The 23,370-nt window shown below is 38.5% G+C and carries 22 protein-coding genes and 5 tRNA genes; 25 read left to right on the top strand and 2 right to left on the bottom strand.

What is annotated here, in order from left to right:
- Positions 1–91: 91 nt before the first annotated feature.
- Positions 92–556, bottom strand: a complete 465-nt coding sequence (locus DUT71_RS06335; RefSeq protein ID WP_113661705.1) for an acyl-CoA thioesterase — start codon at positions 554–556, stop codon at positions 92–94.
- 314 nt (positions 557–870) lie between these two features.
- Complete coding sequence (locus tag DUT71_RS06330; protein WP_113661704.1) at positions 871–2,622, bottom strand: lysophospholipid acyltransferase family protein; 1,752 nt, start codon at positions 2,620–2,622, stop codon at positions 871–873.
- 189 nt (positions 2,623–2,811) lie between these two features.
- On the opposite strand from DUT71_RS06330, the gene DUT71_RS06325 reads away from it, so the two are divergent.
- From DUT71_RS06325 to rpoB, 25 genes are all read left to right on the top strand, one after another.
- Positions 2,812–3,708, top strand: a complete 897-nt coding sequence (locus DUT71_RS06325) for a helix-hairpin-helix domain-containing protein (protein WP_113661703.1) — start codon at positions 2,812–2,814, stop codon at positions 3,706–3,708.
- A gap of 43 nt (positions 3,709–3,751) precedes the next feature.
- Complete coding sequence (locus DUT71_RS06320; protein WP_113661702.1) at positions 3,752–4,327, top strand: adenine phosphoribosyltransferase; 576 nt, start codon at positions 3,752–3,754, stop codon at positions 4,325–4,327.
- 598 nt (positions 4,328–4,925) lie between these two features.
- A complete protein-coding gene (locus DUT71_RS06315; protein ID WP_113661701.1) occupies positions 4,926–6,077 on the top strand; it encodes an acyl-CoA dehydrogenase family protein in 1,152 nt (383 codons plus the stop codon).
- A gap of 321 nt (positions 6,078–6,398) precedes the next feature.
- A complete protein-coding gene (locus tag DUT71_RS06310) occupies positions 6,399–7,310 on the top strand; it encodes a hypothetical protein (protein ID WP_113661700.1) in 912 nt (303 codons plus the stop codon).
- 172 nt (positions 7,311–7,482) lie between these two features.
- Positions 7,483–7,677 carry a 30S ribosomal protein S21 gene (gene rpsU, locus DUT71_RS06305; protein WP_113646965.1) on the top strand — a complete coding sequence of 65 codons (195 nt, stop codon included), beginning with the start codon at positions 7,483–7,485 and terminating at the stop codon, positions 7,675–7,677.
- Positions 7,678–7,802: 125 nt separating this feature from the next.
- Positions 7,803–8,687 (top strand): tyrosine-type recombinase/integrase, encoded by an 885-nt coding sequence (locus DUT71_RS06300; protein ID WP_113661699.1) that lies wholly within the window; start codon positions 7,803–7,805, stop codon positions 8,685–8,687.
- A gap of 13 nt (positions 8,688–8,700) precedes the next feature.
- Positions 8,701–9,048, top strand: coding sequence for a ribosome hibernation-promoting factor, HPF/YfiA family (gene hpf, locus DUT71_RS06295; RefSeq protein WP_113661698.1), 348 nt, complete (start codon positions 8,701–8,703; stop codon positions 9,046–9,048).
- Positions 9,049–9,291: 243 nt separating this feature from the next.
- Positions 9,292–9,364: transfer RNA gene (locus DUT71_RS06290), tRNA-Thr, on the top strand.
- A 38-nt stretch (positions 9,365–9,402) separates the two neighbouring features.
- Positions 9,403–9,488: transfer RNA gene (locus DUT71_RS06285), tRNA-Tyr, on the top strand.
- Positions 9,489–9,534: 46 nt separating this feature from the next.
- A tRNA-Gly gene (locus DUT71_RS06280) sits at positions 9,535–9,607 on the top strand.
- A gap of 80 nt (positions 9,608–9,687) precedes the next feature.
- Positions 9,688–9,759: transfer RNA gene (locus DUT71_RS06275), tRNA-Thr, on the top strand.
- A gap of 125 nt (positions 9,760–9,884) precedes the next feature.
- Positions 9,885–11,072, top strand: coding sequence for an elongation factor Tu (tuf, locus tag DUT71_RS06270; protein ID WP_113661697.1), 1,188 nt, complete (start codon positions 9,885–9,887; stop codon positions 11,070–11,072).
- A 64-nt stretch (positions 11,073–11,136) separates the two neighbouring features.
- A tRNA-Trp gene (locus tag DUT71_RS06265) sits at positions 11,137–11,210 on the top strand.
- A gap of 103 nt (positions 11,211–11,313) precedes the next feature.
- Positions 11,314–11,505 carry a preprotein translocase subunit SecE gene (gene secE, locus DUT71_RS06260; RefSeq protein ID WP_113646961.1) on the top strand — a complete coding sequence of 64 codons (192 nt, stop codon included), beginning with the start codon at positions 11,314–11,316 and terminating at the stop codon, positions 11,503–11,505.
- Between the two features lie 13 nt (positions 11,506–11,518).
- Positions 11,519–12,061 (top strand): transcription termination/antitermination protein NusG, encoded by a 543-nt coding sequence (nusG, locus tag DUT71_RS06255; protein ID WP_113661696.1) that lies wholly within the window; start codon positions 11,519–11,521, stop codon positions 12,059–12,061.
- A 245-nt stretch (positions 12,062–12,306) separates the two neighbouring features.
- On the top strand, positions 12,307–13,743 hold the full coding sequence (locus DUT71_RS06250) for a hypothetical protein (RefSeq protein WP_113661695.1): 1,437 nt from the start codon (positions 12,307–12,309) through the stop codon (positions 13,741–13,743).
- An 11-nt stretch (positions 13,744–13,754) separates the two neighbouring features.
- A complete protein-coding gene (locus DUT71_RS06245) occupies positions 13,755–14,228 on the top strand; it encodes a hypothetical protein (protein WP_162795955.1) in 474 nt (157 codons plus the stop codon).
- 362 nt (positions 14,229–14,590) lie between these two features.
- Positions 14,591–15,190 (top strand): hypothetical protein, encoded by a 600-nt coding sequence (locus DUT71_RS06240; RefSeq protein WP_113661693.1) that lies wholly within the window; start codon positions 14,591–14,593, stop codon positions 15,188–15,190.
- 528 nt (positions 15,191–15,718) lie between these two features.
- The gene (locus DUT71_RS06230) at positions 15,719–16,222 is read left to right on the top strand and encodes a hypothetical protein (protein WP_113661691.1); all 504 of its coding nucleotides are present in this window, start codon (positions 15,719–15,721) and stop codon (positions 16,220–16,222) included.
- A 61-nt stretch (positions 16,223–16,283) separates the two neighbouring features.
- Positions 16,284–16,760: a hypothetical protein gene (locus DUT71_RS06225; RefSeq protein ID WP_113661690.1), complete on the top strand. Its 477-nt coding sequence runs from the start codon at positions 16,284–16,286 to the stop codon at positions 16,758–16,760.
- 486 nt (positions 16,761–17,246) lie between these two features.
- A complete protein-coding gene (rplK, locus tag DUT71_RS06220) occupies positions 17,247–17,687 on the top strand; it encodes a 50S ribosomal protein L11 (protein ID WP_113638761.1) in 441 nt (146 codons plus the stop codon).
- 26 nt (positions 17,688–17,713) lie between these two features.
- Entirely contained in the window at positions 17,714–18,412 is a 699-nt protein-coding gene (rplA, locus tag DUT71_RS06215) for a 50S ribosomal protein L1 (protein WP_113661689.1), read from the top strand.
- A gap of 2 nt (positions 18,413–18,414) precedes the next feature.
- Positions 18,415–18,936: a 50S ribosomal protein L10 gene (gene rplJ, locus DUT71_RS06210; protein WP_113661688.1), complete on the top strand. Its 522-nt coding sequence runs from the start codon at positions 18,415–18,417 to the stop codon at positions 18,934–18,936.
- A gap of 67 nt (positions 18,937–19,003) precedes the next feature.
- Positions 19,004–19,381: a 50S ribosomal protein L7/L12 gene (gene rplL, locus DUT71_RS06205; protein ID WP_113638764.1), complete on the top strand. Its 378-nt coding sequence runs from the start codon at positions 19,004–19,006 to the stop codon at positions 19,379–19,381.
- Positions 19,382–19,536: 155 nt separating this feature from the next.
- Positions 19,537–23,340: a DNA-directed RNA polymerase subunit beta gene (gene rpoB / locus DUT71_RS06200; protein WP_113661687.1), complete on the top strand. Its 3,804-nt coding sequence runs from the start codon at positions 19,537–19,539 to the stop codon at positions 23,338–23,340.
- Positions 23,341–23,370: the final 30 nt, after the last annotated feature.

Raw genomic sequence — 23,370 nt, 5'->3', positions numbered from 1 at the left:
TTGCAAAGGCTTAACATAGCAGCACTACTTAGTGGCGTTTGTTTTATCCTTGTCCTGTGCATGGTTGATCACTGGCCACTTGTTTAAGACCTTACAAAAACGGCTGCATTTCGGTTTCAATTTGCTTGCGCAAATCCATGAGCTTAATGGCATATTGTTCCATCTGTTTTTCGTCGTCGGTTGCCGCATTAAATTTAGGCACTTTTACGGGCGCCCCTTCATCATCAACCGCTACAAATACAATGATACAATGCGTTTTCTTTTCAAACTCCTGCCGCTTAATGTTCCTGGAAAAAACGTTAATGGCAATATGCATGCTGGTTGATCCGGTATAAATTACCTGGGCCTCTACTTTTACAATGTGTCCTATCTTAATGGGCGAGTAAAATCTGATGCCACCTACATAAACCGTTACGCAATAGCTAGAACTCCAAGAGCTGGCACAGGCATATCCAGCTTGGTCAATCCACTTCATTACACTGCCACCGTGTACATTGCCGCCATAATTTACATCGGCTGGCTCAGAAATAAACTGAAAGATTGTTTTTTGATTCATGATATAAAGATGGCTATTTCACCGCACTTATCCTATGGTGTGTTAACCGGGCATTGCTGTTTTTTCGCGATGGTTATATCTGATCAACAACTTTTTTTATTAAGAGGATATAAATATAAAATAACCTTGTTTTTACAAGGACTTAACATAGCCGCCCTACATTTGTGACGTTAAATATTTGGTTAGTATTTATCATACAGTTTAGGTTAGTTGATCGCAAAAAGCCCCGATGGATGTCGAGGCTTTTGCTATTTACCCCCAACCCCTAAAAGTGGAGTTGTAGCGTAATAAGTCCCCTTTAGGGGATTTAGGGGTTAAAAGTTCTTCCCAATCTTCTCCAGCATTTCGGCAGGGATCTTTTGGGTATCCACCACTAGGAAACCATCCAGGCAATCGGAAAACTTAGGGTCAATATTAAAGCAAATGATTTTGGCATTCAAATTCATGTATTGGCGCAACAGCACAGGGATTTTGATGTGGCTGCTTTCGATATCGCCAATTAAACTGTCCAAATCCTTTAAGCTTTCGCTTTGCTCAATCAAAAGATCGGTGTTGATAGGCGTAAGATCCGCTTTGAACTTGTTTCTTGGTTTTACGTAATGGGCCATTTCATAATCAAAATGGTTTTTGGTAATAAAGTCCACAATCAGCGATTTACTGAACTTCGAAAAGTTGTTGCTGATACTTACCGGCCCAAACATGTATCGGTACTGCGGGTTTAGGATCAGGTACTTCAAAATACCTTTCCATAATAAAAATAAGGGTAGGGGTTTTTGTTGGTACTCTTTCCTGATCCACGAACGGCCCAGTTCAATGCCCTGTCTCAGCACCGGATAAAAAGGCTCCTTGATTTTAAACAGCTCCGAGATATAAAAGCCACGTTTGCCCATGGTGTTCAAAATCTCATCGCCCTTGCCAATGCGGTAGGCGCCTACAATCATCTGGGCCTCTTTGTCCCAAATGAAAAGGTGGTTATAGTAAATATCGTAATTATCTAGGTCAATTTTTTTGTTCGTTCCTTCGCCCACTTCCCTAAAGGTAATTTCACGTAAGCGGCCAATTTCCCTTAAAATGTTTGGAATGCTGGTGGTAGGTACAATATAAACCTCGTAGTTTTTCTCTTCCCAAACCCTATATTCGGTTAAAGATTCCACTTCCTTTACCATCAGGTCTTTTTCCGTTTCCTGAACAATTTCGGCGGGTTTCTTTTTAATTTTAAATAAGCTGATAGGGTTAAAGAGCTTTCTTTCTTGTTCAATGCTGGTACCCAAAGCATACGTGCGGGCCCTTAAAAAATCTAATAGTTTATTGGTATCTCTGTTGTAAGATATATCTTCGATCTTGATGGGCTTGCCAATCCTCACTTTCATTTTCAAACCTTGTTTGTTTAAAAACTCAGAAGGCAGTTTAGCCGTCCTTAACGTAGGATGTAAAAAGCTAAGGATGTTGAACAAAATCCCATTGTTGCCATGAAAGTAAATAGGAACAACAGGCAGTTTCGATTTAGCCACTAATTTGCCCACTACGGGGTGCCAAAGCCTATCCGTAATTTCCTGTTTTTCCAGGTTAAAGGTGGATACCTCCCCCGCAGGGAAAATACCAATGGGCGTACCACTCTGTAAAAGGTCAAAAGTGCTTTTTAGTCCGCTAATGCTAGAGGAGTGCTGCACATTCTCAAACGGATTAACCGCCACAAAAAACTCGCTAAGGTTGGGGATTTTTTTGAGGATAAAGTTCACCATCACCTTGGCCTCGGGCCTAACGGTACAAAGTAATTTTACCAGGGCCAAGCCCTCAACGCCACCGTAAGGATGGTTGGCTATGGCAATAAAGCCGCCAGTTTTGGGAATGTTTTTGAGGTCATCCTCGTCAAAGTCGATAGAAACGCCAATGGTTTCCAATATCTTGTCTACAAATTCTAAGCCTTCGAAATGCTGGTTTTTAGAAAATACCTTGTTAATGTCGTTCAGTTTCATCACTTCCATTAACAGTGCCGCAAGCCCAGGAACACCTAACTTATCAATCTTTGTTGCCTGCGCAAATTCTTTCGTAGTAATAATCTTCATGTATAGATAATGAGGATAAAGTATAAAGCAATGTCAAAAATAAGATTTATATTTAGCTTAAACACCTAAACGATGAAAACATCTCAATTTTCTACCATTTATTTGAGCCAACATAGGTCAAGGGCTCTTTCATCGGCATTAAAGATAATTAATAAAAGATGAAACCTTTTGTAACCAAAACCCAACCTCATGAAAAACTGGCTAATCAATCATTACGGATTTAGCAAACGAAGCCTCAATGGCTTGTTGGTACTGTTGCTACTGATTGTTCTCACTATCTTCGCACCAATCATTTACCGCTACTATTTTCTAAAACCTCCAAGTATTGACGCCAATGAAATGCAGGCTTTGCAGCGGTTGGAACTCGTAGATCGTTACGCTAAACGTAATTATAAAAATACCCGTAGCGAAATAGAGGACCTGGCAAGTAGGCCGTTGGTGCATTATCAAACTTTTGACCCCAATTTAATTGACGAGAAAATGTGGCAGCAGTTTGGTCTTTCCTACAAACAAGCAATGTCCATTGTTAACTATGTGAAAAAAGGCGGCAGGTTTTACAAGCCTGAAGACCTGAAGAAAATGTACACCATTTCCCCAAAAAAATATGAAGCCCTGTTGCCATTTGTATCGATAGCCTCAAGTAAACCTTTCGAAAAGAAAACAATCACTCCGTATCCAAAAAAGGAACCTGTGATGGTGGAAATAAATACGGCAGATACTTTAGCGCTGGATAAGATTAAGGGCATTGGGATAGCCTTTGCCAAAAGAATTGTAAAATACAGGGAACGCCTGGGAGGTTTTTATCGTAAAGAACAGCTTTTTGAAGTGTTTGGCATTGACACCCCTAAGTTCAATGAAATTAAAGATCAAATTAGGATAGAGGTGGAGGCCATCCGCAAGCTCAATATCAATACCGCAGAATTTGAGGACTTGAAAAAACATCCCTATCTCAGCTTCAAGCAAATGAATGCCATCATACAATATAGAAAGCAACACGGGCCATATAAAAGCATTGCCGATTTAAATAAAGTACTTATCTTGAACCCTGAAACCATACAACGGATTGCTCCTTATTTGAGTTTTTAATGATTGTAAATTAAAACCTATAACTTACAACGTATAATTTAAAATGATACAAGACCAAATCAAACAAGTCATTAGAGATGTTCCTGATTTCCCAAAACCGGGAATTATCTTTAAGGACATTACGCCTATCCTCAAAAATCCAGCTTTGTGTGGTGAAATTACCCAAGCATTGGCCCAACAATTAGCTTCGTTAGAAATAGATGTAGTGGCAGGAATAGAAAGTAGGGGCTTTTTATTTGGCTTGGCACTGGCCCAACAACTGGGCGTACCGTTTGTCCCTATCAGAAAAGTGGGGAAGCTTCCTTACAAAACCATTCAACAATCCTACAATTTAGAATACGGCAGTGCAACCCTCGAAGTTCATGAAGATGCCTTTGAACCTGGCCAAAAAGTATTGATCCATGATGATTTATTGGCTACAGGGGGCACTGTTGTGGCAGCATCGGCATTGGTGCAAAAACTGGATGCGGAAGTAGCGGGCTATTCTTTTCTCATTAACCTAGATTTTTTGAACGGAAAAGAGCGATTGAAAAATTCAGTCAACATATTTTCTCCTTGGCAGATTATTAGGTGGTTGGTTTTTTGGATGGGTGGCTTTGTGGTAGGGAAGCTGGCTTAATAGCTCCATTAAGCATTTTGTCATCCTGCGTGCAACGAGGATTTTATTCGTATGTATTAATGACATTCTCCCTAACGCCGGAATGACAAAGTGCGAATATAACGAACTACAGGAGTAACTATCGGTACTGTTGGTAGGCCATTGGTTTTTTGACGATGGCTCTTGTCTTTTTTTCATTCAGCGCAAAGCGAAGAATCTCTGGGACTTCAATGGAACGATCTACTGATCAGATTGGCAAAGAATTTCATCAGTACAATAAATAATGAGATTTACTTCATCGTTCCCGTATCATCAGAACGACAGCAAGTATTGCACAAACGGCTAAAACACAGCCAAAGTTCTAAACCCACCAAAAAACCTGAAAAAAAACTTATCTAAAATAGCAATGGCTATTTCTGCGCCAATGCCATTGCTTGCGAGGTTATTGAACCACATACCAAATCATTCTGCTAAAAAGTAGCGGAAAAGGCTTTGAAAGTATAATTTAATTTGTTTAACATTGCCCTCAACCAAATATAAATTAACTAAACTGTTTAAATGCCTCAAGCTAAATAAAGCCCAGTATTTAAACAGTTTTTTGTTTTAAAATCTATCGAATATGGACATAGGAATAAGTTTTAATGAAACCGAAAACAGGACCATGGTGAAAAACATGGTACGCGACTTTGCGGAAAAGAATATTCGCAAAAACGTAATGGCATGGGACGAAGCACAACATTTTCCCCTTGAACTATTTAAAGAACTTGGGCAAATAGGCTTAATGGGTGTTTTGGTGCCCGAGGAATACGGAGGCTCTGGTTTTGGATACCAAGAATATGTAGATGTGATTGTAGAGGTAGCTAAAGTATGTGGTTCTATCGGTTTATCAGTGGCAGCGCATAACTCATTGTGTACAGGGCATATCATGGCCTTTGGTAATGAGGAGCAGAAAGCAAAATGGCTGCCAAAGCTGGCCACTGCCGAGTGGATAGGAGCTTGGGGGCTAACCGAAGCCAATACCGGCTCTGATGCCCTGCGTATGCGTACCACTGCGGTATTAGACGGTGATGAATATGTCATTAACGGATCCAAAAACTGGATTACCCACGGCAAATCAGGAGATGTTGCCGTAGTAATGGTGCGTACCGGAGAAACAGGAAGTTCCAAGGGGATTTCTGCCATTGTGGTAGAAAGAGGCACCCCTGGTTTTACCGCAGGAAAAAAAGAGAACAAGCTGGGCATGCGTGCATCGGAAACTACTGAAATGATTTTTGATAATTGCCGTGTACCTAAAGAAAACTTATTAGGTGTAGAAGGAGAGGGATTTAAGCAAGCCATGAAGGTGCTGGATGGCGGGCGTATCTCCATTGCCGCTTTAAGCCTTGGGATTGCCAGGGGAGCCTACGAAGCGGCATTGGCTTATTCAAAGGAAAGACAGCAGTTTGGGCAAAGCATTTCGAGTTTTCAGGCCATTAGCTTTAAGCTGGCGGATATGGCTACTGAAATTGAAGCGGCTGAATTGTTGATCCGTCAGGCCGCTGATCTGAAGAACCGCCACTTACCCATGACCAAAGAATCGGCCATGGCTAAATATTACGCCTCGGAAGTAGCCGTAAAGTGCGCCACCGAAGCCGTGCAGATTTTTGGCGGCTATGGTTATACCAAGGATTTCCCGGTAGAAAAATTCTATCGCGATAGCAAACTTTGCACCATTGGCGAAGGCACTTCCGAAATACAGAAAATAGTGATTGCCAGAGAAATCCTGAAATAGAAATTAAATCTACCTATAATTAAAATCAACAGGACCGTAGCTAAAAGCTGCGGTTTTTTTTGTTTTAGGCAGGGCTGATTGGAACTGTTAAATACGAACAATAATATTAAAGCTAGCGATGAGACTGCTTCGTTCCTCGCAGTGCCAATGCCATTTCCGTGTTTGCGAGGAGGCACAGCGAGGCATCTCATTAAATGAACTTTTTATAAAACACTATTTTTCCAAAAACATGGGGTAACAAAAAATCAAGCTGGTTGATATGCTTATGAAAGGCGGCAGCAGAAAAGCCAAAACAGAGTAAGCAATATTAAACTAAGCATCATGAAAAATTTAACCTTAATCACCCTACTATTCGTCAGCATTCTTTTTGGCTGCAAAAAAGACAAGCCAAACAATGATGACACCCTTAGCCTGTCCGAATTTAACAGCAAGTTTACCGTGCCTACGCAAAAATTTAACGGCACGGGCGGTGCGGCATTTAGCATTACCGGCACAAAAGGAATGAAGTTCGATTTCCCTGCCAATGCATTTCTGGATAACAATGGAAATCCGGTAACTGGAAATGTAGTGCTAAGCCTAAAAGAAGTTTTGAGCAAAAGGGACATTGTCCTGTCGGGCAAGGTAACCCAATCCAACGGGCAATTATTGATTACCGGAGGCGAGTTTCAGCTATTGGCCAGTCAAAACGGGCAAGCATTGAGGCTCAACCCCGCCGTTACCGTAAATGTAAAGGTGCCAACCACGTTAAATACCGATCCGATGGACCTGTTTGTATGGGCGCCAACAGGAACCTCAGACAGCACTTGGGTATTGGACCAAAAAGCTAGAGTGGCCTCCAGCCCAGATTTTTATCAATTTAACCTGCCAAGTTTCGGTTGGGTAAACTGCGACTATTTCTACAGCAACCCTAATCCAAAAACCACCATTACGGCTACCCCCATATATGCAGGTGCAGTGCCCAGCATTAAAGACCAAAGGGCCTATATGGTTTTTGACGACATCAAAACCGTAGCGGGACTGCCATTTGTACTAGCGATCAATAAACACCGCTCTTACGAAAACTCCATGCCAATTGGCTTAAAAGGAAAGCTCATTATCCTTTCTACAGATATAAATAATGTGGTTTATTTTGGTCATGCCAATTTTACAGTAAGCGCCAACCTGAATGTTGATGTGGCGGTTGCTCCCGCAACAACTGCGCAGATAGATGCAGTATTGAACACACTGAATTAACATAAAGCCAAATATCATTTTAACTTTCAAAAGGATGCCCATAAAAAGCGTCCTTTTGTCTTTTTAAAATTAAAGCATAAAAAACTTTCTCATATCCAATAAAATATCTACATTTGCATCCCCAAGTTAAAGCAGGGAATTTAAAAAAGCGAGAGGAGGTATTTTCAACGTTATGATTATTATAAACATTAAAGATGGTGAGTCGTTAGATAAAGCGTTAAAACGTTTTAAGAAGAAATTTGAGAAAACTGGTGTGTTGAGAGAGCTACGTAGCCGTCAAGCATACGAGAAAAAATCTGTAACTCGCCGTACTGAGATTAAAAAAGCAAGATATATCCAAGGCTTAAACCAAGAAGGAACTTTGTAGTTCTAGCCTAGATCACAGCGATATAAATGCCTCCAATTTTTTGGGGGCATTTTTTTTGCCAAAAAAAACTTGTTTGATGCTCTTTTTTTCCTAAATTGACTCGTCAACCAATCTACAAATGTAATATGTCAATCAACGATTTTCTAACATATTTGCAGTATGAAAAGCGTTATTCGCCACACACTTTACAATCGTACCGTATCGATTTGTTGCAGTATGAAGCATTCCTAAAAAAGGAATCGGTTGACCAACTAGAAAAAGCCGCAGGTTTAAATATTAAGAATTTCATGGTGGCCCAACTTGAAAAAGGATTGGCCCAAAGTGCTGTCAACAGAAAACTGTCCACTTTAAAAAGTTTTTATAAGTTTTTGCATAGGGAAGGCGTGATCAATGATAACCCCACCCGATTGGTGAAAACATTAAAGACCCCCAAAAAACTTCCCGTTTTTGTAGAAGAGGTAAAAATGGATGAACTACTGGATCGGGAGCACAGCTTTGGCGATTCTTTTTCCGGACAGCGAGATAAAATAGTAATAGAGATCTTGTTTGGTACAGGGATGCGCCTGGCGGAGCTCATCAATCTCAAAAACGAGGATGTTAATGCCTACGAATCAACGGTTAAGGTGATGGGTAAAAGGCGTAAAGAAAGAATCATTCCCTTGCACCGTTCACTAATGAAGGCCCTCGCAGATTTCATGGAAACGAAAGCTTTGCAAAATTTTGACAACAAAAGCCCGTACCTAATCGTTACCAATAGTGGTGGCCAAGCTTACCCACAGCTCATCTATCGTATTGTGAATAGTTGTTTGAAATTGATATCCACACAAGATAAAAGAAGCCCTCACGTGCTGAGGCATTCATTTGCGAGCAGCCTGCTAAATCGCGGCGCCGATTTGAATGCCATTAAGGAATTGCTGGGGCATGCCAGTTTGGCGGCAACACAGGTATATACACATAATTCAGTTGAAAGATTAAAGTCCATTTATAAACAAGCCCATCCTAGGGCGTAAAAAAGGAGGAAAAATGAAAATCAGAGTGCAGTCGATCCATTTTAATGCAGACAAGAAGCTATTGGAGTTTATTCAGAAAAAAGTAGATAAGTTGGATCAATTTTTTGATCAGATCATAAGTGGCGAAGTATATTTAAAACTAGAAAACGTGGAAGACGAGGCCAACAAGATAAGCGAGATAAAACTTATTGTACCAGGCGGAACAATGTTTGCCAAAGAGCAGTGCAAAACATTTGAAGAAGCCACAGACCTCGCAATTGAATCACTAAAAAAACAGATCACTAAACATAAAGACAAAACCAGAGCAAAATTAAGTGAGCACAAAACAATTTTAGCCAACGGAGAAGTGGCTGATTATTAGAGCTATATTTTGCGATAATATAAATGCATGAAATTGGCGGGAAATTCCCGCCAATTTTTTTTCAAAAAATATTTGCAGCTAACAATAATGCGTGTATATTTGCATTCCATTTCGGAAACGGGGTAGCTGCTCCGGGTGAAATGTTAGTTCTGTGAAAGATTAAAAAAAGAAAAAAAATGTGAACGCATTTAGGTAAGAATACAAATTTTTATATATTTGCGCCACATTAAAAAAAAGATAAAAGCCTCCTTAGCTCAGCTGGTAGAGCAACTGACTTGTAATCAGTAGGTCATTGGTTCGATTCCGATAGGAGGCTCTTTTTTATTTCAGGATGTCAAATTTTGGAGTAAAAGGGGGGAGATACCAGAGTGGCCAAATGGGACAGACTGTAACTCTGTTGTCGCAAGACTTCGAAGGTTCGAATCCTTCTCTCCCCACCATATTTCATTAGCTAATTAACTAATTTGATAAATAGCTAATCAAAAAGCGGAAGTAGCTCAGTTGGTAGAGCGATAGCCTTCCAAGCTATAGGTCGCGAGTTCGAACCTCGTCTTCCGCTCTTGACAAAAAGAGTGAGCAGTTGGCGGTTAGCAGTTGGCAGTTTTACTGAAAACTGTTTATGCTACTGAGAACTAAAAAGCCGAAGTAGCTCAGCGGTAGAGCACTTCCTTGGTAAGGAAGAGGTCGTGGGTTCAAGTCCCATCTTTGGCTCAAAAACAACTAAATAACTTTGTTTAGTCTGTTGAAAATACAGAAAGAACAAGGTTTTTTGTATTGAAATTGTATCAAAGCAATAATTAAATAAAAAATTTTAACCTACTAATAAGTATAAAAAAATGGCAAAAGAAAAGTTTGACCGCAGTAAGCCGCACTTAAACATCGGTACAATCGGTCACGTTGACCACGGTAAAACAACTTTGACAGCAGCAATCACTAAGGTATTAGCTGATGCAGGTTTATCTGAGGCACGTTCATTCGATTCAATTGACTCTGCTCCAGAGGAAAAAGAAAGAGGTATCACTATCAACACTGCACACGTTGAGTACTCAACAGCTAACCGTCACTATGCACACGTTGACTGTCCAGGTCACGCGGATTACGTGAAGAACATGGTTACTGGTGCTGCTCAAATGGACGGTGCTATCATCGTAGTAGCTGCAACTGATGGCCCTATGCCTCAAACTCGTGAGCACATTCTTTTGGCTCGTCAAGTAGGTGTACCTGCACTTGTAGTGTTCATGAACAAAGTTGACATGGTTGACGACCCTGAGTTGTTAGAGCTTGTTGAAATGGAAGTTCGTGAGTTATTATCATTCTATGAGTTCCCAGGTGATGACATTCCAGTTATCCAAGGTTCTGCACTAGGTGGTTTGAACGGCGATCCGAAATGGGTAGCTAAAATCATGGAGTTAATGGAAGCTGTAGATAGCTACATCCCAATCCCTCCACGTTTGACAGATCTTCCTTTCTTGATGCCTGTTGAAGACGTATTCTCAATCACTGGTCGTGGTACTGTTGCTACTGGCCGTATTGAGCGTGGTGTAATCAACTCTGGTGATCCAGTTGAGATCCTAGGTATGGGTGCTGAGAACTTGAAATCAACCGTAACTGGTGTGGAAATGTTCCGTAAAATCTTGGATTACGGTGAGGCTGGTGATAACGTAGGTTTATTGTTACGTGGTATTGAGAAAACTGATATCCGTCGTGGTATGGTAATCTGTAAACCAGGTTCAGTAACTCCTCACACTGATTTCAAAGCAGAGGTTTACGTATTGTCAAAAGCAGAAGGTGGCCGTCACACTCCATTCTTCAACAAATACCGTCCTCAGTTCTATTTCCGTACTACAGACGTAACTGGTGAAATTTCACTAGCTGAAGGTACTGAAATGGTTATGCCAGGTGATAACGTAACCATCACTGTAAAGTTGATCAACGCTATCGCAATGGAAAAAGGTCTACGTTTCGCTATCCGTGAAGGTGGTAGAACAGTAGGTGCTGGTCAGGTAACTGAAATCTTAGCTTAATTAATAGCTATAGCATAAATAAATTAGCTAATCAGCAAATTCGTTGATTAGCTAATTTTTACCCACGGGAATAGTTCAATGGTAGAATAGAGGTCTCCAAAACCTTTGATCAGGGTTCGAATCCTTGTTCCCGTGCCAATATCACAATGAAGTACTTGAATGAGTGAATGGTTGATTTGAAAGTTGCTTTCAGATATGATCATTCACTCATTTAGTCATTAAAACATTCAACACTTTAAATATGGCTAAGCTAGTTCAGTTTATAAAAGAATCGTACGAAGAAATGACCCAAAAGGTAACTTGGCCTACTTGGGGTGATTTGCAAAACTCGGCAGTGTTGGTGCTAGTAGCATCGGCAATCATTTCCCTAGTTATTTTGGCTATGGATAAAGGAGCCAATTTTGTTCTTGAAACTTTTTACAATTCACTTTAAAATAGAATATTAGATGAACGATCAGCTAAAATGGTACGTTGTTAGAGCGGTAAGTGGTAAAGAGAAGAAAGTAAAACAGTATATCGATTCTGAGATTAGCCGTTTAGGAGTTTCCCATCTAGTTCCGCAAGTATTGATCCCAACAGAGAAGTACTATCAGATGAAGGATGGTAAGAAAATTGCCAAGGAGCGCAACTACTACCCAGGCTATGTTTTGATCGAAGCAGCTTTGGACGGTGAGTTGGAACACGTCATCAAGGGCATCAACAGTGTAATAGGTTTCTTAGGTGATAAAGCTGGTAACCCTATCCCAATGAGGCAGGCCGAAGTTAACCGTATTTTAGGTAAGGTTGATGAGATGAGCCAGCAAAGCGAAACCATGAACATTGCTTACTATGTTGGAGAGAACGTAAAAGTAATGGATGGACCTTTCAACGGTTTCACCGGAGTGATTGAGGAAGTTAACGAAGAGAAGAAAAAACTAAAAGTAATGGTTAAGATTTTTGGACGTAAAACGCCGCTTGAACTTAACTATATGCAAGTAGAAAAAGAATAATATATTTCTGATGATATAAAAAACCTCCAATATTTATTGGAGGTTTTTTTTTGCCTTACAATTCTGTAATAGAACCTTTATACAGGCACTTCTCTAAGGTTCTTTTTGCATGTCAGTTTATTTATTTCGGACGTACGCTTGCTTGTCATATTCCTTATTAGCGTATTCAGTGTAGGTTAAATATTTTATTTTGTTGGTTTCTTGGGATTTAATTTTTTATATTTAGTATCTATCTATAAAAACATATGCTCAAAAATTCTACTATATCTACAAAAATAACGCTAGTCTTATTAGTTTTTTCCACTACTTTATTGCTGGTAAATTCTTGTAAAAAGACCGATCGTGTTGAAAATCCGATAGAAAATGCGAAGACTTGGTATCTTAATACCATTGATAAGGTTCAGCTTCGATCAGGAAATGGCACAAGCCAGCCTATTGACCAGGAAATAGACTGGATGACGGCTAAATCCTTTAAGGATAGTGCTGGAAAAGATATTGTTTGTGCAGTGGCAACCATGAAGATTGGGAAAGGTCAGATGGGCGGCAGTTACATGCTCTTTATATATAGAAGCAAAGAGGGAGCTTACACCAGTCATATCGCTTGGAATGCAAAGAAGCGTTATTTTGAAGATCATATTTCTGATAGTGATTTGATGACTGTTTACAACGAAGGATTGAAGGTTTCCAATGATCAAAGTAAAAGAAGTAGAAATAAGAATTTAATGAGCGCCGGATGTACAGATTGGTACCTGGTTACTACTTATTATAATTCATGGGGCGATGTAATAGGAAGTACCTCAAGATTTCTTTATACTTCATGTTTTAGTGATCCCAATTCATATCCCGAACCAGACCTTGGCGGGCCGGTAGATTGTGCCGGAATGTTGGCTGGAGGTGCTTACCTGTCAGATTGTGGGTGCATTGGGGGAACTACGGGCATAACAGCTTGCCCAAATACCATACAGCTTGATACATCGGTAATTAATAATCCGAAAATAAACTGCCTGCTAAGAAAGCTGCTAGGTTTAGACAACAATAACCCCAACCCAGAATTTACGGCGCTTTTAAATGCTTTTAAGGGCAAAGGTTTTGACGTGATTTTTAAGATTGGAACCACTAAGCCTACTTCGTGGGGAGAAACGAGTGAAGACCCGAATAACCCAACCAAATATAATATGGTGCTTAATAGAAATAGAATTAACGAAGGTTATCAAATGGATTGGGTAAAGACATTGCTGCATGAGGCTTTTCATGCCAATTTATTGCAGAAAACTTATGAACTTTTTGGTGCTAGCGCTATTGCACTTTGGGATAAGAACCCGGGTAACATGTCGTTTAATGAATTGATGGATTATGTAAGTATGAAAGCACAAACTAGCGGTAATCCAGTTTTAAAAGCAGAGCATCACAACTTTATGGCAAGGAATTTTGAGATCATACGAGATGGATTGAAAAGTTTTTCTTTGACTTATAATCCCAATCATGCCGATTATAATAATTTTCATTTCGATGCGCTTGCGTATCAAGGTTTAACCGATACATCATATTATCTAAATAATGTAATTAAAAACCCAGATGGCAGCCTGAAAACTGTGGAAGTCAATGGCCATCAACTGCTATTAGAGGATGTAAATAATCGTTTTTATATTGATTTGATAAAAGAAAATATGTCATGCAATTAATATATTTAAATATGAAAAATATCTTAATAATTACTTTTCTGCTTTTTTATATAAATAACGTAAAAGCGCAGAAAAAAAATAAATTGGATACAGTTTATGTGGTATGTCAACAAGATAAGCTGCATTCAAAATATCACTTTATGTCTCCTACGAAAGATAGCTTTTATACCGTTTTTTCATTTAAAGTAGATTGGGAACTATATGGTTATAAAAAGAAAACTTTTGAGTTTGAGTTTAATTCAAAATCAGAACATTATGAGCCCGCCAGTAATTTTTTTGTTAAAATCATAGATACAATTGCGATACGACGTTTTAAAAATCTTTATACTTTAGAACAGTTTACCAAGGCTTTAAATGAAGAGAAATTTCTAGTGCCAATATTTAATGGAAAAGTTCAAATTATAATGCTATATGGGGCAAGTTGTCTTAATAAGGTAGAGGTATATCCTGTAGAAGTAATTACGAATTTGTCTAGTGAAGGTTAGTTTGCAATACGTATAAAACGAGCAAAGGCTATCTAAGCCTGTAAAGTCAAACCATAGTTTTATAATGCAGCACTTTGAAGTAATATAAGATGATTAAAAAGTATTTCAGAGGTAAACAATTCAAATCATAGCCAATTTAGCGATTATCATTTTGAAGGTTTGGCATATGAGGGATTACATGAAACACAATATTATCAGCAAAAAGTTATTAAAAATATAGATGGAAGTGTTAAAATGGTTGACTTTTTTGGTACTCCTACTGCTATTAACACCGTATATGTTACTTTAAATTCGGTAATCCAAGTAGATAGTATTATTCCATGTAATTAATATATAATATTTTAAAAACTATTCTAATTGCCATGAAAAAGAAAATAGTAGTGTGTTTTACATTAATTTTTGTTCATCTTCAAGTATTTGGACAATCAAATGGAGTTACCCCATTGCATTTGTTTTTTCAGAAAAATGCCGATAGTACAATAATAATTGAATATCCAACGGCTTCTTATGACCCGCATCGTTATGGATTACTAACCAAAACGGGAGACACCATAAACACTTTTAAATATGATGCAATACAGAATAATCTTAAAGTTTTGATGCCTAAGAGGTTAGGTGCTTTAATTTCATTGGAGAAGTATAAGTATTTCGGAAGTGCGGCAGACATTAATCCTTATTTTACTATTGTTAATTTACCTGTGGACACTTTGAGGAGTTTTTGGAAAAGAAAAGAAACAATGGATATCTGGAAAGTTGTTGTAGATAACAGGGCACCTAATTGTGAGAAAAAATATACAGTTTCTACTCATCCAGATAAACTTATTATTTATTTAATTACAAAAAAGGAAATAAAATTACTCGAGTATGAATCTGCGTTTTTGTATGAAAAGATTTGTCCAGGTAATTTTAGCAGAAAGACGGCTGTTGGACTCTATTATTTATTTGAGACATACTTAAAATGAGTTTGACTTAGGATAGAAAGTTTTATGTTGGTACAATAAAGATGAACATGAAAAAAATATTTCTTTTTACCTGCATTTTAACAATATGTGCGACTGGTCTTTTTGCACAGCCGTCAAAAAAAACAGATACTACATATGTTATATGTTATCAAGAGAACTTAATTAATAAGTTCTATACAGTATCTCGTACTACAAATAAATTGTCAATCGGATTCTTTTTTAAAGTAGACGGGGAAATTCACGGATATAAAAAAGATATGTTTTTTTATATTATTTATCCCCTGATGAAAAAATGACCTGGGTTCATAATCCTATAGAATCTGATAAGTTTAGCAAAAAATGTTTATACCCTTGATCAGTTTACTAAGGAGTTAAGAAATAACAATTTTTTAGCACCAATAGCAAATGGAAAAGTTCAAATTATTATGCTTTATGGAGAAAAGTGCTCTACTAGATTTGAAATGTTTCCCGTAAAAGTGGGATCAGACTTATCCAGTGAAGGATAATGTATTCTTTTATTTTACGCTTATGAAAAATTATCTGTTTATAACTTTTGCATTGATTTTATTCACTCGCTTTGAACTGTATGCTCAAAATGAAAAACTAGATACTATTTATATCAGAACAAATATTGAAGATATAAGCAGTAAATTCCTTTCAAACTTTGAGAATCAGAATAGAGTCAGCTTTTTTTTCAAGATTGACTGGCAACTCCACGGGCACAAAAGAGATCATATTTATTTTTACTATTTATCTCCTAAAAAGAGTGGAATAAATGAATGGTCAACATTTATTAAAGACGAAAAGAATTTTATTAATAGTGGAAAATATTATACACTAAATCAATTTACTAAAAAGCTTGAAAATCAAGGCTTTTTTACACTTATATTCAATGGAAAAGCCCAAATCATTATACTATATGGGTCCAAATGTAGTAGTAAAGTAGAGGTATACCCCGTAAAGCTTGGTACAGATATCTCTAATGAAGGTCGATGGTTTTTGGCTGCCAATTTTTGTAGTAAAAGTATGTAGAATATCTTTTTATGATAGCTTAAGAAAAGAAAATATTCCTTGTAATTAATTTTTGATGATTATGAAAAGACTTTTAATATTTATGTGTTTACTTCAATTTTGCATAATTGAAATAAAAGCACAAAAAAGCAATAAATTAGATACAATTTATGTGATATGCCAACAAGAAAATTTAAATACGAAATATCATTTTATATCTTCTCAAAAAGATAGCTTTTATACCATTTTCTCATTTAAAGTACACTGGAAACTATATGGTTATGAAAAAGATACGTTTCAGTTTGATTTCCATTCAAAACCCGAACACTATAAGCCTGCTACCAATTTTTTTGTTAAAATGATAGACACAAGTGCAGTAAAGCACTTTAAGAACCTGTATACCTTAGAACAGTTTACCAAGGCATTAAATGAAGAGAAGTTTCTAGTGCCTATATTTAATGGAAAGGTTCAAATTATAATGCTATATGGGGCAAGTTGTCTTAGTAAAGTAGAAGTATATCCTGTTAAAGTAGGTACAGACTTGTCTAGCGAAGGTTAGTTTGCAATACGTATAAAGCGAGCAAAGGCTATCTAAGCCTGTAAAGTCAAACCATAGTTTTATAATGCAGCACTTTGAAGTAATATAAGATGATTAAAAAGTATTTCAGAGGTAAACAATTCAAATCATAGCCAATTTAGCGATTATCATTTTGAAGGTTTGGCATATGAGGGATTACATGAAACACAATATTATCAGCAAAAAGTTATTAAAGATATAGATGGGCAAATCATGTTGATTATAGTGATTTTCATTTCGATGCCCTAGCGTACAAGGCTTAACCGATACATCATGCCTCAGGCTAATCCAACAACTAATTATGAGATCATCAAGAAGAATTAAATAATTTTTATAAAAGTGTTGTAGGACTGGAAGTTAATTTTTATCTTTGCAGTCCTTTTTGCGTTATAATGCACTCAAAGGGATCTTAAATGTTACATTGCTTCCAAAATTTAACATTGAGTTTTAATTAAACAAAAACAAAAAATGGCAAAAGAAGTCAGTGCACTGATCAAATTACAGATCAAGGGAGGAGCTGCAAACCCATCGCCACCAGTAGGGCCTGCATTAGGTGCTAAGGGTGTGAACATCATGGAGTTTTGTAAACAATTCAATGCTCGTACCCAAGATAAGCCAGGTAAAGTTTTACCAGTTGTAATTACTGTATATGCTGACAAGTCTTTCGATTTCATCATCAAAACCCCTCCGGTTGCTATCCAATTATTGGATGCTACTAAATTACAGAGTGGTTCTGCTGAGCCTAACCGTAAAAAAGTTGGATCGGTGACTTGGGATCAAGTTAAGGCAATTGCTGAAGATAAAATGCCTGATTTAAATGCATTTACTATCGAATCAGCAATGAGTATGGTTGCTGGTACAGCACGTAGTATGGGTATCACTGTTTCAGGTGATGCGCCTTTTAACTAATTATTTAACATTAACAGTTTACACTAGTGGCTAAGTTAACAAAAAATCAAAAAATAGCACACGCTAAACTAGAAGCCGGTAAGTCTTATACCTTAAAAGAAGCATCTGCTTTGGTAAAAGAGATTACTACTACTAAGTTCGATGCATCGGTAGATATCGATGTAGCCTTAGGGGTAGATCCTCGTAAAGCCAACCAGATGGTTCGTGGTATAGCTACATTGCCTCACGGCACCGGTAAAACTGTTCGCGTTTTAGCTTTGGTAACTCCTGATAAGGAAGAAGAAGCTAAGGCAGCAGGAGCAGATTTCGTAGGTTTAGACGAGTATGTTGCTAAAATTGAAGGTGGTTGGACAGATGTTGACATTATTATCACTACGCCTGCGTGTATGGCAAAAGTTGGTAAGTTGGGCCGTGTTTTAGGTCCACGTAACTTAATGCCAAACCCAAAATCAGGTACAGTAACTAACGAAGTTGGTAAAGCTGTAACTGACGTAAAAGGTGGTAAGATCGATTTTAAAGTTGACAAAACTGGTATCATTCACGCTTCAATCGGTAAAGTATCATTCTCTCCGGAGAAACTATACGAGAATGCGTTAGAAGTACTTCAAACGATCTCAAAATTAAAACCTTCTGCAGCAAAGGGAACTTATTTCAAGAGCATTCACGTGTCTTCTACAATGAGTCCCGGAATTTCAGTGGAAACTAAATCAGTAGCGGGGATCTAATTATGAACAGAGAAGAAAAACAAGAAGTAGTTTTAGCACTACAGGAGAAAATGCAAGAGTATGGTAATTTCTATATTGCCGATACTTCTAGCCTATCTGTTGAGAAAGTAAATAGCATCCGTCGCAAGTGTTTTGAGAGTGGTATCGAAATGAAGGTTGCTAAAAATACCTTGATCAAAAAAGCGATCGAAGGATTAGAAGGCGACTCATCAGATATCTTCCCAGCATTAAAAGGCCAATCGGCTTTATTGTTTTCTAAAGTAGGTAATGCTCCAGCCAAGCTGATCAAAGCCCTTAGGAAAAATAAAGAAGAGAAACCTGTGCTGAAAGCAGCGTATGTAGATACAGCAATCTTTGTTGGAGATAACCAATTAGACGCATTAGTAAGCCTTAAATCAAGAGAGGAGCTTATTGGCGAAATCATTGGTCTATTACAATCACCAGCTAAAAATGTTGTTTCTGCACTACAATCGGGCGGAGGTAAAATTGCAGGTATTGTTAAAACATTGCAAGAAAGAGGTTAACGAACACCTGATAAGTTCGTATTTAAACAAACAACAATTTTGTAAAATTTTTTAAAATCTTAATAAAATGGCAGATTTAAAAGCGTTTGCTGAGCAATTAGTAAACTTAACAGTTAAAGAAGTTAATGAGTTAGCTCAAATCTTAAAAGACGAGTACGGTATCGAGCCTGCTGCTGCTGCAGTAGCTGTTGCTGCTCCTGCTGCTGGTGGCGATGCTCCTGCAGCTGAAGAGAAAACATCTTTTGATGTAATCTTGAAAGATGCTGGTGGTCAAAAATTAGCAGTAGTAAAATTGGTTAAAGACTTAACTGGTTTAGGTTTGAAAGAAGCTAAAGACCTAGTTGACGGTGCACCTAAAGAATTGAAAGCTGGTGTTGCTAAAGACGAAGCAGAAGCTCTTAAAAAACAATTAGAAGAAGCTGGAGCTGTAGTTGAGATTAAGTAATCACTTAATTTTAACAAAACTCAAAAGAAAAGACTCCGACTGTAAAGTTGGAGTCTATTCCCGTTTATAAACATTTCATTTTGTTTGGTTTATGGAATGTTCCCTTTTTAAAACCAAAAAATAGTTTATTCTTAAACTAAATTAAATTTAGTCCCTTGGCAAATAAAGTCGACCAAAGAGTAAATTTTGCACGTAGTAAGCACATTATCGATTATCCAGATTTTCTGGATGTGCAGTTGCAATCATTTAGAGAATTTTTTCAGATCGAAACCACCTCAGACAACCGTCACACCGAAGGCTTGTTCAAAGTGTTTGCTGAAAATTTTCCAATCACAGATTCTAGAAACATCTTTGTTTTAGAGTTTTTAGATTATTTTATTGACCCACCTCGTTATGACATCGCAGAATGTATTGACCGTGGGCTAACTTACAGCGTTCCGTTGAAAGCTAAATTGAAGCTTTCATGTAACGATGCTGAGCACGAAGATTTTGAAACCATTATACAAGACGTATACCTGGGAACCATTCCTTATATGACTCCTAAAGGTACGTTTGTAATTAACGGTGCAGAGCGTGTAATTGTATCGCAGTTACACCGGTCACCTGGGGTGTTCTTTGGCCAAAGCCGCCACACCAACGGTACCAAGTTGTATTCTGCCCGTGTAATTCCGTTTAAAGGTTCTTGGATCGAGTTTGCTACAGACGTGAACAACGTTATGTACGCTTACATCGACCGTAAGAAAAAATTCCCTGTAACAACGTTATTGCGTGCTATTGGCTACGATTCTGATAAGGATATCTTGGAGCTTTTCGATTTAGCTGACGAAGTAAAAGTGAGCAAATCAGGCTTGAAGAAATATATCGGGCGTAAGCTTGCTGCAAGGGTACTTAGAAAATGGGTAGAGGATTTTGTAGATGAGGATACCGGTGAGGTAGTTTCTATTGACCGTAACGAGGTAATCTTAGATAGGGATACCATTTTAGAAGACGAGCATATTGATTTAATCATCGATGCTGGTGTTAAGACCATCATCTTGTCTAAAGATGACGGTGCATCGCAAGCTGATTATACCATTATATATAATACTTTACAAAAAGATACTTCGAACTCTGAAAAAGAGGCCGTGGAGAACATCTATCGTGCTTTGCGTAATGCAGAACCACCTGATGAGGAAACCGCAAGAGGTATCATCGAGCGTTTGTTCTTCTCGGATAAACGTTACGACTTAGGTGATGTGGGCAGATACCGTATCAACCGTAAGTTGAAAATGGATACTCCTGATGATGTTAAAGTTTTAACTAAAGACGATATCATCGCTATCGTGAAGTATCTGATCAAACTGATCAACTCTAAGGAAGAGGTGGATGATATCGACCACTTGTCAAACCGTCGTGTACGTACGGTAGGTGAGCAGCTGTACGCACAATTTGGCGTAGGTTTGGCCCGTATGGCCAGAACAATCCGTGAGCGTATGAACATCCGCGATAACGAGGTGTTTACGCCAACAGATTTGATCAATGCCCGTACTTTGTCGTCTGTGATCAACTCTTTCTTTGGTACCAACCAGCTATCACAGTTTATGGACCAAACCAACCCGTTGGCAGAAATCACGCACAAGCGTCGTCTTTCAGCTTTAGGTCCGGGCGGTTTATCTCGTGAACGTGCAGGTTTCGAGGTTCGTGACGTTCACTATACGCACTACGGTCGTTTGTGTACTATCGAAACTCCTGAGGGTCCAAACATCGGTTTGATTTCATCACTTTGTGTTCACGCAAAAATCAACAGCCTGGGCTTTATCGAAACTCCATACAAAAAAGTAGTTGATGGTAAGGTTTCTGTGAATGAAGATGTCATCTACTTATCTGCAGAAGATGAGGATGGCAAAACTATCGCTCAAGCTAATGCTCAGTACGACGATAAAGGTAATTTCGCTACGCCACGTGTTAAAGCACGTTACGAAGGTGACTTCCCGATCATTGAGCCTGAGAAATTAGATTTGATGGATATTGCACCTAACCAGATTACCTCTATCGCAGCCTCATTAATTCCTTTCTTGGAACATGATGATGCGAACAGGGCTTTGATGGGATCCAACATGCAACGTCAGGCCGTACCATTGCTACGTCCTGAAGCGCCAATTGTAGGTACCGGTTTAGAGGGTCGCGTTGCTCGTGACTCAAGAACCTTGATCAACGCAGAAGGAAATGGTGTAGTAGAGTATGTAGATGCCAATCAGATTGTAATCAAATATGAAAGAAACGATGACGATCGTTTGGTTTCTTTCGAAGGAGATAGCAAAACCTACAAATTAACCAAGTTCAAGAAAACCAACCAAAATACTTGTATCAACCTGAAGCCAATCGTTAAGAAAGGCCAGAAAGTTACCAAAGGCCAAGTACTTTGTGAAGGTTATGCAACTCAAGACGGTGAACTGGCACTGGGAAGAAACTTAAAAGTAGCTTTCATGCCTTGGCAAGGATATAACTTTGAGGATGCGATTGTAATTAACGAACGTATTGTTAGAGAAGATATCTTTACTTCACTACACATCGAAGAGTTTGAACTTGAAGTACGTGATACTAAGCGTGGCGAGGAGGAGCTAACACCAGATATCCCTAACGTTTCAGAAGAGGCTACTAAAGACCTTGATGAAAATGGTATCATCCGCATTGGTGCAGAGGTTAAGGAAGGCGATATCCTTATTGGTAAAATTACGCCAAAAGGCGAGTCTGATCCTTCACCAGAGGAGAAATTACTTCGCGCCATCTTTGGTGACAAAGCTGGTGATGTGAAGGATGCTTCGTTGAAAACTCCGCCATCAATCAAAGGTGTAGTTATCGATACTAAATTATTCTCCAGGGCTAAGAAAACTTCTAAAGCGGAAGAAAAATCAGCCATTGAGAAGCTAGATAAGAAATACAACATTGCCATGGAAAACTTGAAAAACGAATTAGTTGACAAGTTGTTCCAAATTGTGAACGGTAAAACTTCGCAAGGCGTATTTAACGTATACAAAGAGCTTTTAATTGCTAAGGGCGCCAAGTTTACGCAAAAAATGTTGGTAGACTTAGAGTATGCTCATATCAATCCGTATAAATGGACTACTGATGATGATAAAAACGAGCAGATCAAAATGTTGTTGCACAACTATGGTATCCGTGTAAACGAAGAGCTAGGTGCTTACAAACGTGATAAATTTGCCATTAGCGTGGGCGATGAGCTTCCATCAGGAATTGTTCAGATGGCCAAGGTTTATGTGGCCAAAAAACGTAAGCTAAAAGTAGGTGATAAGATGGCAGGCCGTCACGGTAACAAGGGTATTGTAGCCCGTATTGTACGTGATGAGGATATGCCTTTCTTAGATGACGGAACACCAGTTGATATTGTGTTGAACCCGCTGGGCGTACCTTCACGTATGAACTTGGGCCAAATCTACGAAACCGTATTGGCTTGGGCCGGTAAAGAATTAGGGGTGAAGTTTGCTACCCCAATTTTTGACGGAGCTAAGAGCGATGAGGTAGAAGAGTGGATTGCTAAAGCCGGTTTGCCAGCTTCTGGTAGAACTTACCTGAACAATGGTTTAACAGGTGAGAAATTTGATCAACCAACTACCGTAGGTATTATTTACATGCTGAAACTAGGTCACATGGTTGATGATAAGATGCACGCCCGTTCTATCGGACCATACTCATTAATTACACAACAGCCATTGGGTGGTAAAGCCCAATTCGGTGGTCAGCGTTTTGGTGAGATGGAGGTTTGGGCATTAGAAGCATTTGGTGCGGCTAATATCCTTCAAGAGATCTTGACTGTGAAGTCGGATGATGTTATTGGAAGGGCCAAAACCTACGAAGCCATTGTTAAAGGCGAAAACCTGCCAACTCCAGGCGTACCAGAATCGTTCAACGTATTGGTACACGAGCTACGCGGCTTAGGTTTAGATATTACGTTAGACTAAAGTATAAAGTAAAAAGTTGAAAGTTTAAGG

The organism is Pedobacter nanyangensis (assembly GCF_003313505.1).
Classification (GTDB): Bacteria; Bacteroidota; Bacteroidia; order Sphingobacteriales; family Sphingobacteriaceae; genus Pedobacter; species Pedobacter nanyangensis.
The sequence above is the reverse complement of the archived record's forward strand: the minus strand, read 5'-3'. Positions and strand labels throughout refer to the sequence as shown.